Origin of the sequence: Novosphingobium resinovorum (assembly GCF_036352595.1) — a bacterium.
In the GTDB taxonomy this organism is placed as follows: Bacteria; Pseudomonadota; Alphaproteobacteria; order Sphingomonadales; family Sphingomonadaceae; genus Novosphingobium; species Novosphingobium resinovorum_B.
Genome location: NZ_JAZFAX010000001.1, coordinates 527,152 through 541,043 on the forward strand (window position 1 = coordinate 527,152; position 13,892 = coordinate 541,043).

Annotated in this window: 16 protein-coding genes; 3 read left to right on the plus strand and 13 right to left on the minus strand. The window is 63.3% G+C overall.

What is annotated here, in order from left to right; translation table 11 throughout:
* Window positions 1-4 precede the first annotated feature (4 nt).
* The 11 genes from V2S85_RS02615 to V2S85_RS02665 all read right to left on the minus strand — a co-directional run bounded on the left by V2S85_RS02615 (window position 5) and on the right by V2S85_RS02665 (window position 9,944).
* Window positions 5-343 carry a type II toxin-antitoxin system RelE/ParE family toxin gene (locus tag V2S85_RS02615; RefSeq protein ID WP_330701303.1) on the minus strand — a complete coding sequence of 113 codons (339 nt, stop codon included), beginning with the start codon at window positions 341-343 and terminating at the stop codon, window positions 5-7.
* Between the two features lie 43 nt (window positions 344-386).
* Window positions 387-2,354: a relaxase/mobilization nuclease RlxS gene (rlxS, locus tag V2S85_RS02620; protein WP_330701388.1), complete on the minus strand. Its 1,968-nt coding sequence runs from the start codon at window positions 2,352-2,354 to the stop codon at window positions 387-389.
* A 316-nt stretch (window positions 2,355-2,670) separates the two neighbouring features.
* Window positions 2,671-2,820, minus strand: coding sequence for a hypothetical protein (locus tag V2S85_RS02625; RefSeq protein ID WP_330701304.1), 150 nt, complete (start codon window positions 2,818-2,820; stop codon window positions 2,671-2,673).
* A 255-nt stretch (window positions 2,821-3,075) separates the two neighbouring features.
* Entirely contained in the window at window positions 3,076-3,819 is a 744-nt protein-coding gene (locus V2S85_RS02630) for a lytic transglycosylase domain-containing protein (protein WP_330701305.1), read from the minus strand.
* Entirely contained in the window at window positions 3,807-4,382 is a 576-nt protein-coding gene (locus V2S85_RS02635) for a S26 family signal peptidase (RefSeq protein WP_330701306.1), read from the minus strand. The genes V2S85_RS02630 and V2S85_RS02635 overlap by 13 nt, the downstream gene beginning before the upstream one ends.
* Window positions 4,375-4,608 carry a helix-turn-helix domain-containing protein gene (locus V2S85_RS02640; protein WP_330701307.1) on the minus strand — a complete coding sequence of 78 codons (234 nt, stop codon included), beginning with the start codon at window positions 4,606-4,608 and terminating at the stop codon, window positions 4,375-4,377. Before V2S85_RS02640 ends, V2S85_RS02635 begins: the two co-directional genes overlap by 8 nt.
* A 171-nt stretch (window positions 4,609-4,779) precedes the next feature.
* Window positions 4,780-5,112: a DUF736 domain-containing protein gene (locus V2S85_RS02645; protein ID WP_330701308.1), complete on the minus strand. Its 333-nt coding sequence runs from the start codon at window positions 5,110-5,112 to the stop codon at window positions 4,780-4,782.
* Between the two features lie 891 nt (window positions 5,113-6,003).
* Window positions 6,004-6,393 carry a hypothetical protein gene (locus V2S85_RS02650; protein ID WP_330701309.1) on the minus strand — a complete coding sequence of 130 codons (390 nt, stop codon included), beginning with the start codon at window positions 6,391-6,393 and terminating at the stop codon, window positions 6,004-6,006.
* A 259-nt stretch (window positions 6,394-6,652) separates the two neighbouring features.
* Window positions 6,653-8,455, minus strand: coding sequence for a ParB/RepB/Spo0J family partition protein (locus V2S85_RS02655; protein ID WP_330701310.1), 1,803 nt, complete (start codon window positions 8,453-8,455; stop codon window positions 6,653-6,655).
* A gap of 95 nt (window positions 8,456-8,550) precedes the next feature.
* Complete coding sequence (locus V2S85_RS02660; protein WP_330701311.1) at window positions 8,551-8,997, minus strand: DUF2958 domain-containing protein; 447 nt, start codon at window positions 8,995-8,997, stop codon at window positions 8,551-8,553.
* A complete protein-coding gene (locus tag V2S85_RS02665; RefSeq protein ID WP_330701312.1) occupies window positions 8,994-9,944 on the minus strand; it encodes an ArdC family protein in 951 nt (316 codons plus the stop codon). The genes V2S85_RS02660 and V2S85_RS02665 overlap by 4 nt, the downstream gene beginning before the upstream one ends.
* A 661-nt stretch (window positions 9,945-10,605) precedes the next feature.
* Here V2S85_RS02665 and V2S85_RS02670 point away from each other — a divergent pair.
* Window positions 10,606-11,076, plus strand: coding sequence for a hypothetical protein (locus V2S85_RS02670; RefSeq protein WP_330701313.1), 471 nt, complete (start codon window positions 10,606-10,608; stop codon window positions 11,074-11,076).
* A gap of 441 nt (window positions 11,077-11,517) precedes the next feature.
* Complete coding sequence (locus tag V2S85_RS02675) at window positions 11,518-11,850, plus strand: hypothetical protein (protein WP_330701314.1); 333 nt, start codon at window positions 11,518-11,520, stop codon at window positions 11,848-11,850.
* 88 nt (window positions 11,851-11,938) lie between these two features.
* Here V2S85_RS02675 and V2S85_RS02680 read toward each other — a convergent pair whose 3' ends face one another.
* Together V2S85_RS02680 and V2S85_RS02685 are read right to left on the minus strand one after the other, a co-directional pair.
* Complete coding sequence (locus V2S85_RS02680) at window positions 11,939-12,472, minus strand: hypothetical protein (RefSeq protein ID WP_330701315.1); 534 nt, start codon at window positions 12,470-12,472, stop codon at window positions 11,939-11,941.
* A gap of 124 nt (window positions 12,473-12,596) precedes the next feature.
* On the minus strand, window positions 12,597-12,860 hold the full coding sequence (locus tag V2S85_RS02685; protein ID WP_330701316.1) for a hypothetical protein: 264 nt from the start codon (window positions 12,858-12,860) through the stop codon (window positions 12,597-12,599).
* A 77-nt stretch (window positions 12,861-12,937) separates the two neighbouring features.
* Between V2S85_RS02685 and V2S85_RS02690 the strand changes: the two genes are divergently transcribed.
* Window positions 12,938-13,882 carry a helix-turn-helix domain-containing GNAT family N-acetyltransferase gene (locus tag V2S85_RS02690; RefSeq protein ID WP_330701317.1) on the plus strand — a complete coding sequence of 315 codons (945 nt, stop codon included), beginning with the start codon at window positions 12,938-12,940 and terminating at the stop codon, window positions 13,880-13,882.
* The last annotated feature ends 10 nt before the right edge of the window (window positions 13,883-13,892 follow it).

A 13,892-nucleotide genomic window follows, 5' to 3' on the forward strand; every position in this document is an offset into this window, starting at 1 on the left:
AGCCTCACTTTCCGCCCTTGGGCATTCCAGCCTTTCGAGCCTTGTATTCCGCCAGCAACCCTTTCGCCCGTTCGATATCGGCCTGCTGCCGCCGCTTGGTTCCGCCTGCGAGCAGTATGATGAGCGTGTCGCCGTCCTGCGCCAGATAGAGGCGATAGCCCGGCCCCCAATCGATACGATATTCGCCAAAGCCGCCGCCGATCCATTTGACGTTCGACATATTGCCGAGTTCCAGGCGCAACGTTGCAGTAGCCACCTTGGCGGATGCCTGGGCATCGAGACCGTCGAACCACGCCCGGAACGGACATGATCCATCCTCCCGGATATATTCATGCACTCTCATTTCTACTGCTGCGTAAGTAACATATACGTTACCACTTGTCGAGTCACGAAATCGACGGCCCGCGCTGGCGGCCGATGGTCCAGTTGATGCTATCGCCGCGCATGATGCCGGACACCTGCTTCTCAAGATGCCGGTCCAGCACCGGCCGCCAGGGCACGAGCGTGAACTCCCGGCTCTTTTCGATCAGCGCATAACGGCCCGACGCCAGTTCGATAGGGCGGCGATAGATGCCCTCGATCCGCTCGCCCGGCCTGGCTTCGGCATAGGATAGCCCCAGCTCGTCCGATAGCTGCCCGGCGATGCGGTTCATCTCGCGCCGTCGCAGCACGGCCAGCAGGTTCGCGCGATAAACGATGCGCCCCCGTTTCTCCTGTGCCAGCCCTTCGGCCATCAGCCATTGCCGCCGCTGGGCGAGCGCGGCGCGGGTATCCTTCCCGAACCCGGCATCGCGCAACGGCTCTGGCCGGTCGGTAATCAACTCCCGGTCCAGCCAAGTCGCGCCATCGCTCCCGGCCTGCCGGTCCAGGGGAAGCGCGGACAGCGTATCGACCAGAACCGGTGCGGCTTTCGCGCGCTGCGCCTCATATGCGGCCGCCTTCTCCACATGATCGGGGGCGATGATCCAAGTCCCGTCCGGCTCGCGCTCGACGCTGCTCATGGCCTTCCTCATCGCCTCCAATCGCCGGACATGGGTTTCGGCAAAGGCTTCCCGCGCGGTGGGATCGTGCGCCAAGTGAATGTCGATCGAATAGCGCCCGCCATTGGCGGCGGCGATCTCGGCAACGGTGCGATCGACGGCACGGGCCTCGATCGGCTTGGCCGCGACCCGTACCACCGCGCCGGTTGGGACAAAATCCGTCGCCTCGCCCTTGCCTATGTCGATGTAATGGCTGCGCCCGTCCGTGCCATCGACAATGAGATAATGGCAGTCGTTATATTCATCGGACAGGCCGCGCTCCACGACGCGCCCGACGATAGGCGTCATGCTGGCGGGATCGGCAATGGCATAGTCGTTCGCGGCGCGCTCCAGCCCATGTTCGGTGAAAGCGCGCTGCATGGTGCGGATGATGTCGCCGCGCTCCCCCATCCGCTTCAAGGTGTCGTCCATGCCTTCGGCCAGGCGCCAGCGGCCCGGCTCGATCTCGTCGGCCAAGCCAAGATGCCCGAGCTTCTGCAGGCGGCCCGCGCGCAAGGATTGATAGAAGGGATCGCGGTCGGCGGCGTCCACGATCCGGCCGCTATCTATGTCGCGCAGCAAGCGGCGGTCGATGCTGGTCAGGCGCTCCTGCTCGATCTCGCCCTGTAGCCGGTCCTCGATCTCGATATCCGTGCGCGGCCCCAGGTCCAATGACACCAGTTCGGCCGCGCGCTCGCGAATACCGCTGGTCAGATACTCGCCGCCTATAACCAGATCTTGCCCGCGCTCGTCCTTCCCGCGCACGACAATATGGGTATGCGGGTGGCCGGTGTTGAAATGATCGACCGCCACCCAGTCGAGCTTCGTCCCCAAATCCTCTTCCATCTGCGTCATCAGGCGGCGGGTCAGCGATCGGAGGTCGTTATAGTGCTGACCGTCCTCCGGTGAGACGATGAAGCGGAACTGGTGGCGGTCGCCCTCGCATTGTTCGAGGAACGCCTTGCCGTCGGCCCTGTCATGTTCGGCCGAGTAGAGCCGTCCCGGCTCGCCCTCGCGGGTCACGCCGTCGCGCTGGATATAGCGCAGATGCGCGCGAGCCGCGCCCATGCTGTTCGCCTTGTTGAACTTCGCAATCCGGTATTTGACCATGACGCGGCGCTGACGAAAGCTGGCGAAGCGATCACGGCTGGCAAGCTGCCGTCCTGCGACCGTGCCGCGCGCGATCCGGGTTCCGTTGAAGGACCGGCCCAGCCGCCGCGCTCCGCCAGCCAGCGTGCGTGCCTGAAGCACGCGCTGAAGATAGGTGCGGGTCTTTCGGCTTCCGCCCGCGCGCGGCTTGCCCAGGTGGGGCGTGAAATCGTCATCATCGCTCATTGGGATGCCTCGCCTGACCGGGAACAAGGGACGGAACGGCGATGCTGATCCGAAGACTGTCGGCAGATCAACGAGTCTCGCGGGCGAGCCAATAGTATCAAGGACTTGACGCCACCCTGTCTCCCGGCGGGCCTAACCTGTCTCGTGAAATAATGATGTGCAGACAATGACTTGATCCCGCCTGCGGGATCGAGCTTTAATCTTGCACTTCGCGACCTATCCCATTGAAACAGCTCGAAATCTCGCAAATTCGCCACACGGCTCGAAGGCAGGAGCGACACGCTGTCTGCGCCGCTCCTGCCTTTCATGCGGCCTGTCAGTTCGGCCGCCCCTGCCCTGCCGCGTCCAGCTTCGCCAGTGCGGCCAGCGCCGCCGTCAACTCGGCCTCGATCTGCCGGATTTCGTCTGCGTCGTTGATGCTCCGAAGTTCGGCGCGCAGTTCTTCGATATGCTGTTCGAGAGCCATGATTTCCTCCTGCTCGTGAAAGACAGGAGGCTGCGCCCGGCATGGAGCGGGCCGGGTCAAGGACCGCGAAGCGGCCGCGCCAGCGGCGATGCCGGGCGCGATTATTTTCGGCACCGCGCGACATTGGCGGGAGAAGAACTGCGGTTTGATTGCCGAAAAAAATCGTGTCCGGCGTCGTCCTTGAGGCGGCCCGATCCATGCCGGATACTGGGCAATGTTGAGCGGATATTCCCCTCCCCACCCACACGACGCCCTTCATCGCTCGCCACCAGACGGGATGGTCAAGGGGGCGAACAGGCCGCCCGACGTCGGTTGGTCAGGGGCGTGTCGTGCATCGCTATCCGCGCTTTCCGCATTACCGGTTGGCCGTCCATCCAGGGCGAATTGCGCATCCCTGGATGCATTTGCCGCACTGTCAAGCGCGAAGAACAGGCACCTTCCTGACAGCGTCGCGGGCGGCATGGACGGCGTTGCGGGCGCCCTAGCAAGCTGCGCGATGTAGCCGCGCGTCTCTACGGGAAGCCGCCTGCCAGTGCGCAGATGCTCGGTATAGCGGCCGGGTCCGGCGTTATAGGCGGCGAACAATCCGGGGTATCCGAAACGGTCATACATGGCGCGCAGATAGGCCGTTCCCGCCATGATATTGTCGCGCGGATGGTGCGGATTCGGCCCTAAGCCATGCTGGCGGCGCATCGCTGCCCATGTTCCGGGCATCACCTGCATCAAGCCCATCGCGCCCGCATGGCTTGTGATCGGGCGGCCATTCAGATGCGTCAGCCCCGCACTTTCGGCCTGCATGACAGCGGCGATCCATGCTTGCGGAATCCCAAAACGCTGGGAGGCTTCGGCGATATAGGGCCGCCAACGTTCAACGGCGGGCAATGCTCTGAATGCGGGCCGTGATGCCTGCGGTGCATCGCTGGCGGTTACGGCCAAGGGCAAAGCGAGCGCCAGCGATACCGCCAGCAGCGGCGCAGTGATGCGGGTCAGCGCAGCCATAATGGCGTCGCCTTGCCGATCACAGCCGTCTCATCGACCGGCCCGAAATAGCGACCGTCAAACGACTCCGGCATGTCCATCAGGAGGAATAGCCGCCCGCCGCGCAACAGTTCACAGCCGCTCCACCACGGCAGCGGACGGCCTTGCCGGTCGGCAATATGGCGCTCGCCGATCCAGCGGCCGTTGACGAAAATCTCCTGCCCCAGCGCGCAAACCTCGTCACCGTCGCGGGCCGCGACACGCTTCAACAAAGGCACGTTGGCGGGGAGATAATGACGTGTCGCAGCGAGCTGGCGGACATGCTCCGGCGTGCGCGCCAGCACCATGTCGCCGGTGCGGATGCGCGCTCCGGGATGGATGCGCCACAAGCCGATGGGCGCGCTGGCCGAGGCGTTCCAGACGACGCGCGGCGCGGGCGGCCCCATGAAACCGAGCGCGGCGGCAAGGCCGAGCAAAGCGAGGCCGATGCCGCCCGCGATCAGGACGGGACGGCGATGGCGGCGGACGGCACGCGCCAGCGGCGGCGGCCAGTCGAGCAGCGGGAAGGACGGGCGCTTAGCCATTGCGCTTCCCCTTTCGCCCGTTTTCGCGCGACCATTGTTCAAGCTCGTCGATATGGTAGCGGACCTGTCCGCCGTGCCGCCGATAGGGCGGACCCTTGCCTTTCCAGCGCATGTTGGTGAGCGTCTTGACCTGTAGGCCGAGGAAATAGGCGGCCTGCTTGGCGGTCAGGAACGGGCTTCCTTTCCGCGCCTTGCTGGCACGGATATTTTCGTCGTCCATGTGCATAATCCTCCTGATGCGCGGACGGCGGGGGACCCTCAGCGACCAGACGGGACATTGCGGGACACAATCGCCGCGCGGGACGGTCGAAGGTGCGGCACTCGTTTTTCGACCCATGAGACCGCTGATGCCAAAGCCCCCGCGCCGGGTTCGGCGCGGGGGCCAGGCGGTGCCCGTTCAGGCGGCTTCGTTGACGATCAGCGCCAGCACATCGTCGTCGTCCTGCCCGGCGGCGCGGCCGAGATTGGCGAAGATCGGCCACGGCGCGATCTGCGGATGGAAGATGCGGAGCGAGATATAGGGCCTGCCGGTTTCGCGGTTCTTCTTGATCCAGCCGCCGCCGATGTCGTTCGGGCCGCTCCAGATACGGAAGTCGGGCTGCTTTTCCGCCCGCTTTTCGGGGTTGGGCACGATCTCGATGCCGAGCGGATTACGGCGACCGAGAAGGCCGATGCTGCCGCGCATTTCGTTGGTTTCCGGGTTGCGCGAAACGATACCAAGAGTGGACATGGGATTTCCTTTCCGTTGCTCGCCGAGGCCGATCCCCGGCGATGCGGGACCGTCATGGGCCGACCGGAACGGCCGCACCCGAAGGGCCGGAGCGAAGCGAAGGACCGGGATGCGCGGCTATTTTGGAGCGAAGCGGCCGCGAGGAGCCGCGTTCACGCGGCGGGGAAAATAGCCGTGGCAAGCCCGGTTGCGGACGATCAGGGCCGCCCATAGGTCCACCGCCAGCGGCCGGGTTCGGTCCTCCGGCGCGCGGCGAAAGCGCGTTTTCCCGCCGCCCCTCTCGGGACAAGTCCAGCCCGGACCGGCGATGCGGAAGCGATGGGAGTCGATCCCAGCGCCATCCACGCTATCGTGATATCCGCCCCTGACAGCCAAGGGAGATGCAGCTTGCCGATGACCGAATCATTGGCCCGCGCCACGCGGGCACTGATGCAAGCCCCAAGCGATCATGTCGCCCGTCTCGCTGCCCTCGACACCGACGCGCTGGCCGATTTCGAGGGTGGCCGCGCCGATTTAAGCGGCGACGCCAAGGACCGGCGGGTCATGAACTCGAACGAGCGGCGCGCTGTTCCTGCCCGAAGACAGCGCGAGCGGCAAAGACAGGATGACAGGATGACAGGATGGTGTGGCCGTCCCTTCCAGTCAATCGTCATACCGCGATGTAGTCGGTGCTCCGGATTGCAGTGCAGTTCCGCAACAGCAGGCGAAACAGGGGCGTCCGTAACCGTCAGCGCCATCCGGCGTGCATAGTCCGCCATCCGTCGTGGAAGAGGTGCAGGATCGCGCGAACCTTCCTACAGGCGCTCCCGGCCTTCCCGATGCGGGCGGCTGAACACTCCCGGCGGCGATCGGTATCGTCGCCGGGAGACCAGAAAATCTCGGCGACGGTGCCTATTCGATTACAGGGGCCGGCGCTTCCAGCTCGACCACGAGACGACGAAGATCCTGTTCGATGGTCTGGAGGATTGGGCTGAGGCGATCTTCGATGTCTTGGCCGCGCACGTCTTCACCTGCCAGTTGCACCTTGACGATCACCGCGTCGAGATTGGGTGCAGGCAACGCGTGAAGCGCTTCGACTGCTTCCTGATAGGGCACGCCGAAAGCATCGGCTCCCTTTTCCCATCGCGTCACCTGAGCATTGGCGTCGTCGAAATCCTCCGACTTCAAATCCGTGCCCGGATAGGGATTATTCGCCTTCCATTCGTCCAAGGCACGGCGCGCTTCGCGGAACCGCTCTATGGCGGCGAGCCAGGCCGCGATCATATTGTCTCGTTCGGCCATCGTCGAACCTCCGGCAAAGTGTCGATCAGGAAAGGGGAATATGCCCGATTCGCATAGCGAGGCACAGCACGGGCAGCGACGATGATCGCTAGCCGCTGCCCTAGCAGGAAAGATGATAGCGGATTCGCTGCGCGCAGGACCGCGCAAGCCGATGACGAAAAACAAAGCCGCCCGCGTCCTGTCCAGGGCGCGGGCGGCCACGATATTTCGGGCCAGCGGATGGATGAAGGGACGGCATGGCCGCCCCTTCTCTTCCCTATCATGCCGCGATAGCATAGGGATCGGGCTGTTTGATCTCCACGGCAAGCGGCGCGGGCAGCGTCTTGAAATCCCGCTCGACCATCTTCCACCGGGTGAGGGTGACGAAGGGCCGCGCGGTATAACTGGCGGCGGGGAAACGTAGCCATTTCGGCACCCAACCATCAACCTTCGGGCGCTGATTTTCGCCTGCAAGGCAGTCGCGGATGATGCCCTTCTGCGTCTTGACCTTCTCCGCGATATTGCCGTCTGCCACCTTCTTGCCCGCCACCTCGCGCAACATGGCACTCACAACCTGACGGTCGCGGATAAGACCAAAGAAAGCATCGTCGGGAGTCCAGAGGTCCGCCATGTCGACCTTGAGATAGCCGCCCACGGCCTCAACCACGGCACTACCCGCTTCCATGGTCTCGCCCATGACGATGGCGATGATTGCCAACACATCGGCATCGGACAGGGCGAGAAGCCGCGCGAATATCGCTGCGGTTCCCTCGCTCTTGCCGTTGCCGCCCGCCACGGTCGGTTCTTCCGCCGAGAAGTCGAGAAGCGCCAGAACCGCGCGGCGCTTTTCGTCGAAGCGGGCTTCCGCCGTGCTCGTCTCGACGCTCTCCACGATGGCCTCGTTACGGCAATGGGGCTTCTCGACCTTGACGGTCCACAGCGGCGAGCCGGTGATGACATGGGCCACCATCAGACGCAGCGCGACGGACGGGTGATCGGCCAGCACGGCGCGCGCCGCGGAGTGGCGGTGCATGTCGATATAGGTTTGCAAGGGGCCGGTGGTTTCGGGGCGGGCGTCCCGCGCCGCCAGCCGGTCGGCCTCGGTGGTGCCTGCCTTCGCTTCCGCTGCCCGCGCCTTGCGGGCGTCCTTGCCCGACAGCCAGCCCTCATGCACTTCCACCTCGCCATTGTGGCGGACGGAAATATAGACCTTGCCGCCCTTGGCCTTCGGGGTCTTTTCATGCTCGTAGCCGTAGAAATAACTGCCGGGTTCCATGATCTCCACATCGGCCCATCCGTCCGCGAGATAGGCGTCCCGCTTGGCGGCGATGGCCTCGTTCTGCGCGGTCCAGAATTGTTCCGCGTCTGCGAAGAACCCGTCCTGCTCGAACAGGTCGCCGACGATCTTGCCGCCATAGTCACCAAGCGCGAAGATCGCCGCCTTGACCGAAATGGACTCACCTCCGAACAGCCATGCCTTGAGCCGTTCGCCGGTCGGGGCGCGCTGCTCGGGGTCGTCCAGCAGCGCCAGCCAGTCCTTTTGCTGCGCCTTGCTGGCAAGGGTCAGATGGCGGATGGTCGCCGTATTGATCTCGCCCTTGCGGTAGAGGTTACGCATACGCGGCAACAAATTGCCGAGCGCGAGGACGCGGCGAACGTGGAGTTCGGTCAAGCCGAAGGTCTGGCCGATCTGCTCGACCGTGCGCCCTTCCTTCTGAATGAGCCGAGTCAGCGTTTCCCATTGCGACACCTCATCGGGGTCCAAGCGCTGGATATTCTCGATGAGCGAGGCTTCCAGCGCGGCGGCATCGTCGCCTTCTTCCAGAATCGCGCACGGCAAGGGGCCGTGGTCGATCCCTTCGGACAGGGCGACGGTATTGGCATGGTCGCGGCGGCGTCCGGCGACGATGCCGAACATGCCGGGCCTGCCCTCAAGCTCGCCGGGACGGACGACAAGCGGCACGATCACGCCGCGTTCGCGGATGGACGGGAGAATGTCGGATACGTCCGTGTTCTTCTCCGCGTGGCGCATATTGGTCTTGCTGACGAACAGCTTGCCAGCGTCGATATTTGCGAGTTTCATGGTGGTTCACTCCTGCTTGGGGTGGACCGGCCCGTCCGCGTGTCTGCCAAGATCGTGCGGACGGGCCGGGACATGCGCCGAAAGAGCGGCGCGGCTCATCCGTCCGATGCGGGCGGAATCTCTGGATCGGAATTTCGGGGTGTGCGAAGCGCGCGAGCGCGCGCGACGGTCGCCAACAGGGCTTCGGCTTCGGTGATGCGGCCCGCGATGCGTGCAGCTTCGGCATAGGCCGACAGCGGAAAGCGGGCCACGAAATGCAGGTCGCGCTCGATGCCGAGCCCACCGGGCAGGCGGATGGCCTCGATCTCCCGCAAATCGAAATAGCCGAGTTCCGGGCACCCGAAACCAAGGTCGGCCAATCCGAACAGGGTCGAGCCATCCGCGTCCAGTTCGCTCGCCAGCCATGTCGCTGCACCCATGGGATTGAACAGCTTCAAAACCGGCAACGGGTCTGGTTCGCGCCTGCCATCGCGCTGCGCGGCGTGGTGGGCGATAGCGTTCGCGCGCAACGCTGCACGTAGTTCGGGGGTCAGGAGGATCATGCTGCGATCCTCCCGGTTTCGGCCTCGCCGAAGGCGAGGATATAGTCCGCCGCCTTGCTGGCATGGCTGGCGGCGCGGAAGATCGCGCGGTTGTCCTCTTTCACAACCTCGAGCCACGATCCGACATAATCGGCATGGCGCACGGTCGGGACGATGCCGAGCGCCGCACAGATGAAGGCGGCGGAAATTTCGGCGCAGAGTTCTTCCCTCGCGTAAGGCTTCGATCCGAAGCGGCCCGACAGGTCGCGGTTCAGCCGGTGCCTTGCCCCCGAATGGTGCGACAATTCGTGAAAGACGGTTCGGTAATAATTGATCTGGTCGCGGAACGCGGGTTGCGGCGGCACCTGAATATAATCGGGACCGGGAGCATAGAATGCCTTGCTACCGCCGATGCGGATATCCGCGCCGGTCGCTTTTATCAGCGCCTCTGCTTGGGGGATGATCTCGCGTTCGGGGAGCGGCGCGGAATCGCTCGCCAGCCCTTCGCGCAAGCCTTCGCATTGCGCGACGTTGAACACCGTGAATCGTTTCAGGAACGGGACCGCCTTGGCGTCTTCGCCGCTCGCGATGGCGCGTGTCTTCTCGGCTTCGGGAATGAAGCGGTCGGCATAGACGACGGTGATCCCGCGCTCGCCCTTGCGGACATTGCCGCCCGCTTCGAGCGCCTGTCTAAATGTTAGCCAGCTTTGCGAGGCATGGCCGCCGTCGATGGCCGCGCTCCACAGCAAGAGCACATTCACGCCGGAGTAGTTTCGCCCGGTGAGCGCGTTGCGCGGCAGGCCGGGACTGCCCGCAACACGCGAATCCCAAGGCTGCACCCAAGGGAAGCGCCCTTGCTCAAGCTCGCCGATGATCTTCTGCGTCACCTCGTCATAAAGATTGACGCGGGGCTGTGCCCCATTCTCGCCGACCTCTCGGCGCGCGCGACGCTTGCCGGAAATGCCCATAGCTAGCCTCCTTCACTGGCCCAAAACCACCGCAACCCCGCCGGGCGTGGGGGGTGGGCGGCAGGAGCGACCGGAAAGGCCCGCATCAAGCGACGGGCGGCACCCGAAGGGGCGCAATGCAATGGAGCAGCCAGACCCTGAGCGCAGTCGAAGGGGCAGGCTTGCCGCCCGGCGCGGCGGGCCTATCAGGGCGCGCCGACCACCCTCCGCGCCCAAGGGGATGCAAACTAAAAGCGCCGTCGCGCGGCACGCGCGACGGGCAACGACCGGGGCGAAGCCCCGGAGAGCGTCATGCGATCGTGACCGGAACGGCCGGGACGCCAGGGGCGGCCCGGCGGAGGTTGACGCCCTTCGGGCGTCTAGCGACGTAGAGCGCGGTCGCCCGCGACGCGGGCGAGACGCCCATTTCCGCTGTTTCTTGCCGACACGCCGCCAGCAACATATTCAGGGTTGCGGAATATTCATATATCTGCTCGCCCGAGGCAGTGCTTTTGACTACCGACGCATATTCAGCAGGCTGACCGCAGGAAGTCCGGTGGACACACTACAACGAAAAGAACGAGTTTTTGGGGAGTTCGTACCGGAAATTCTGTGCTTTTGGCTGCCTCGCCGAGACTCCACATTGCTGCTTTGAGCGTTAACAGATCGGATGAGAAAACAGATGGACCACCCCCTCCCCCAGGATTTTGTTGCAGCGCTTAAGCAACCATTCGACAGCAAGGCTGGCAGCGCCATCGTGGAGCCTTTCGGTATTGCTTGGGGCGACGCTGTCGCATTGGATAAAGGATTGGACAGCTATGACATTTCGGTACTGAAGTTGGGCATTCACCTCAATTTCAAGCATACCGGCGTGGTGTTCGACCATGAATATCAAGACGACGGCAAAGGCCCGTTCCTGCTGACATCGTGTGCCTTCTGGGGGAATGAAGGCGGCTATGAGAGCTACAAGGGTCCGATGTGGAAGGGCTTGACCTTTTCTGACACGGAGGCCGACGCGGCGGCAAAATTGGGAGCGCCAACGAGCGTTGGTCGTTACGGCATCCACGCCTGGGAGTTACCCGATTTCAGGTTGACCATACATTGGAAGAACCCGAACAGCATTCGAGTGATTTCATACTGGATGGAACAATAAATTCACCCTGTAAATTGGCCCGGTCACCGGACCGGGCAGCCGCTGAACAAGGCGATGCGCGGATACCGGCGGTCCGTCTTGCCGCGCTCGCCCCTACCTGCGGCATGCGGGACATCGCGACCCCCCGCGCTCGACGCTGAGGCATTTCTTGGACCGAAGTGCCCCTCCGTGGCGGATCGTCTGTGGTGACGGCCGCCCGTTTCGGCTGGCCTCGCCATCGGGGCCTTCTCCTGCCGGTTCACGCCGCCTGGCACGGTCGAGATCAGCCAGCGCTTCGGATTGCCGACCGCCATCGTCGAAGATCTTGCTGCATTCGCCCCTCACCGCACCAAATCTTGCGCGGCGCTGCGCACATTTGCGGCAGCCTTCCTGGAGCATCGTGCCACAATCTCCTGACAACGGATCTTCGTCATTCGCAAAATTGGAGGTAAATATCGATATATGAACAGGAAGGTGGTCGGTTATATCGTTCTGATTGCCATGCTTCCTTTGGCTATCATCGGCATATTGACGATGCCGAATGAGTATCGCGCGATGGGCGCGGATGGCATCGATTGCGACGGGCCAGTTTCAGTATTGATCTTCGCTGTGCCTGCCCTGGTTATCTATGGAATTTCCAGCGCGATATTTCTTTTCCGTTTCCGGCGCCGCCGTTCACTCCTTCTCGGCTGTATTTGCGGGCTGATATGCGCGGGACTGATCTGGAATATCGGCAACGCCGTTGGAGAGTTTTGGAGAAATAGCGGTCCATCCGCATGTGGCGCTGGACTGTAGCGAAGACCGAGCACCGAGTGCGGTCGGGCGTCCGCTCAACACGGTCGATCCGCCGGAATCGCCCCTCCTGAAACGACTTGTCGGCAGCCTATTTGGCGAAATCCGGCGCCGCTGGGCACGCATGGCGCTTCACCTCGAGCCGGACGATATCATTGCGACCAAGCACTTCGTCGCGGACATAACCGACCCGCACCCATGAATCCGCATGGACAAGGCCGCCGCCCGGCTCGACCCGATGATAGCCGAGCCGGACCTCGTCCACCGCATAGTCGAACAAGTGCCCCGCCACCGACCATTGCTCGAAACCGGAATCCGCCTCGCTCGGTCTGGCAAGCCCTGGATGGAACTGATCGAGGCACCCTTCAATGCTCGCGAACCGGCCACTTAGAACCTGCGACTTCACGGTATGGGCATGCCGGATATCGTGCAACATAAACCAACCCATAACCGCCGTTATAGCCAGGGCAACGAGCAGATAGAACAGAGCGCCCATCCGTCGCTGGCGGATAGCGACATACAGCATTATCCCGGATGCACTCACACCGATCGCCAGGAAGGTCAGATAAAAGACATAGGCCGGGCTGATCTGATCGGGGTTCCGGGCTAGATCGAAAACGTCCAAGAACTCACCTTCTCACCTCATGTCTCTTGCCATACCGTGTCAGCCACGGTGCGGGTTCGCAATGGGTTCAGTCCGGTAACGAAAAAGGAACGCCAGCGCGGCTCATCGAGGATGAAGCGCCCGCTTACATCAATTCCTTCAACGCCTGAATGACCGCCCGGTCGCCTATGCGCGGCTTGCTGCCATAGCTGTCGATGGCGCGCTTCAGAACCCGCTCATGGATGTCCGGGTCCGTCTCCTGCATCTCCGCGATCAGCGCGCGCAGATAGGCATAGGCAGCGAGGCCATAGGTTTCCGGCGCATGCGACATAGACAATGTTCCATCGGGCATTTGACGACAGGGATCGGTAGTCCAGGCACAAGATTCTGTCGAATAGATAGCGTTCATTTTTTGAGCCCGATCGCTCTTGCCAGAAGGCTCGGGGCAAGGATAGTTGTGTCATGCAACCATCTTTAAGATCGTCCATGTCCGAAGACTCTACCCTGATCGGCCTCGTCCGGGATGCCTCTCGCAGACTCGTCCGCGATCTGGGCTTCATGAATGAATCGTTGGCCGGGACTGACCTGTCGCCCTCGGCCGTCCATGCCCTGATCGAGATCGAGGCGCGGGAGGGCATCACTGCGCGGGATCTCGGCGACATTCTCCGCCTGGAAAAGTCGAGTGTCAGCCGAATGCTGCACAAGCTCGCACTCTCAGGCGATATCATCGAAACGCCGGATGAGAAGGACGGGCGCATCAGGAAGCTCTCCTTGAGCGAGGCCGGCCAGAAGCGCGTCATGGAAATCCACGCCTTCGCCCATGCTCAGGTCGCTCGCGCATTGGGCCGCCTGGCTCCGGAACAACGCGATATCGTCCTTGATGGCTTGCATCTTTACGCCGGGTGTCTGGCCGCAACGGCGGATGACGGCGCGGCCATGCCGCCCCGGATCGTCACCGGCTACCGGCCTGGACTGATCGCCCGCATCACCGAGATGCACGCGCTGTATTATGCGCGGACATCGGGATTTGGTCAGCGCTTCGAGACGGTCGTCGCCGGCGGTTTGGCCGCTTTCTGCGATCGTCTCAACCGGGCGGGCAACGCCGTTTGGACCGCCGTCCACGGTGAGAAGGTCGTCGGTTCGGTTGCCATTGACGGCGAAGATCTTGGCCCCGGCATCGCCCACCTACGCTGGTTCATCATGGACGACGGGGTGCGCGGTGGGGGAATAGGCCGCCAGTTGCTCTCCGCCGCGCTCGACTTCGCGGACGACCGCCAATTTACGGAGACGCATCTGTGGACCTTTGCCGGTCTTGCGGCGGCCCGGAATCTCTACGAAACGCAGGGCTTCGTCTGCGTCGAGGAGCGCACCGGCACGCAATGGGGCAACGAAATGCTGGAGCAGCGCTTCGTCAGGCCGCGCCCCCGGTAACGAATGCCCT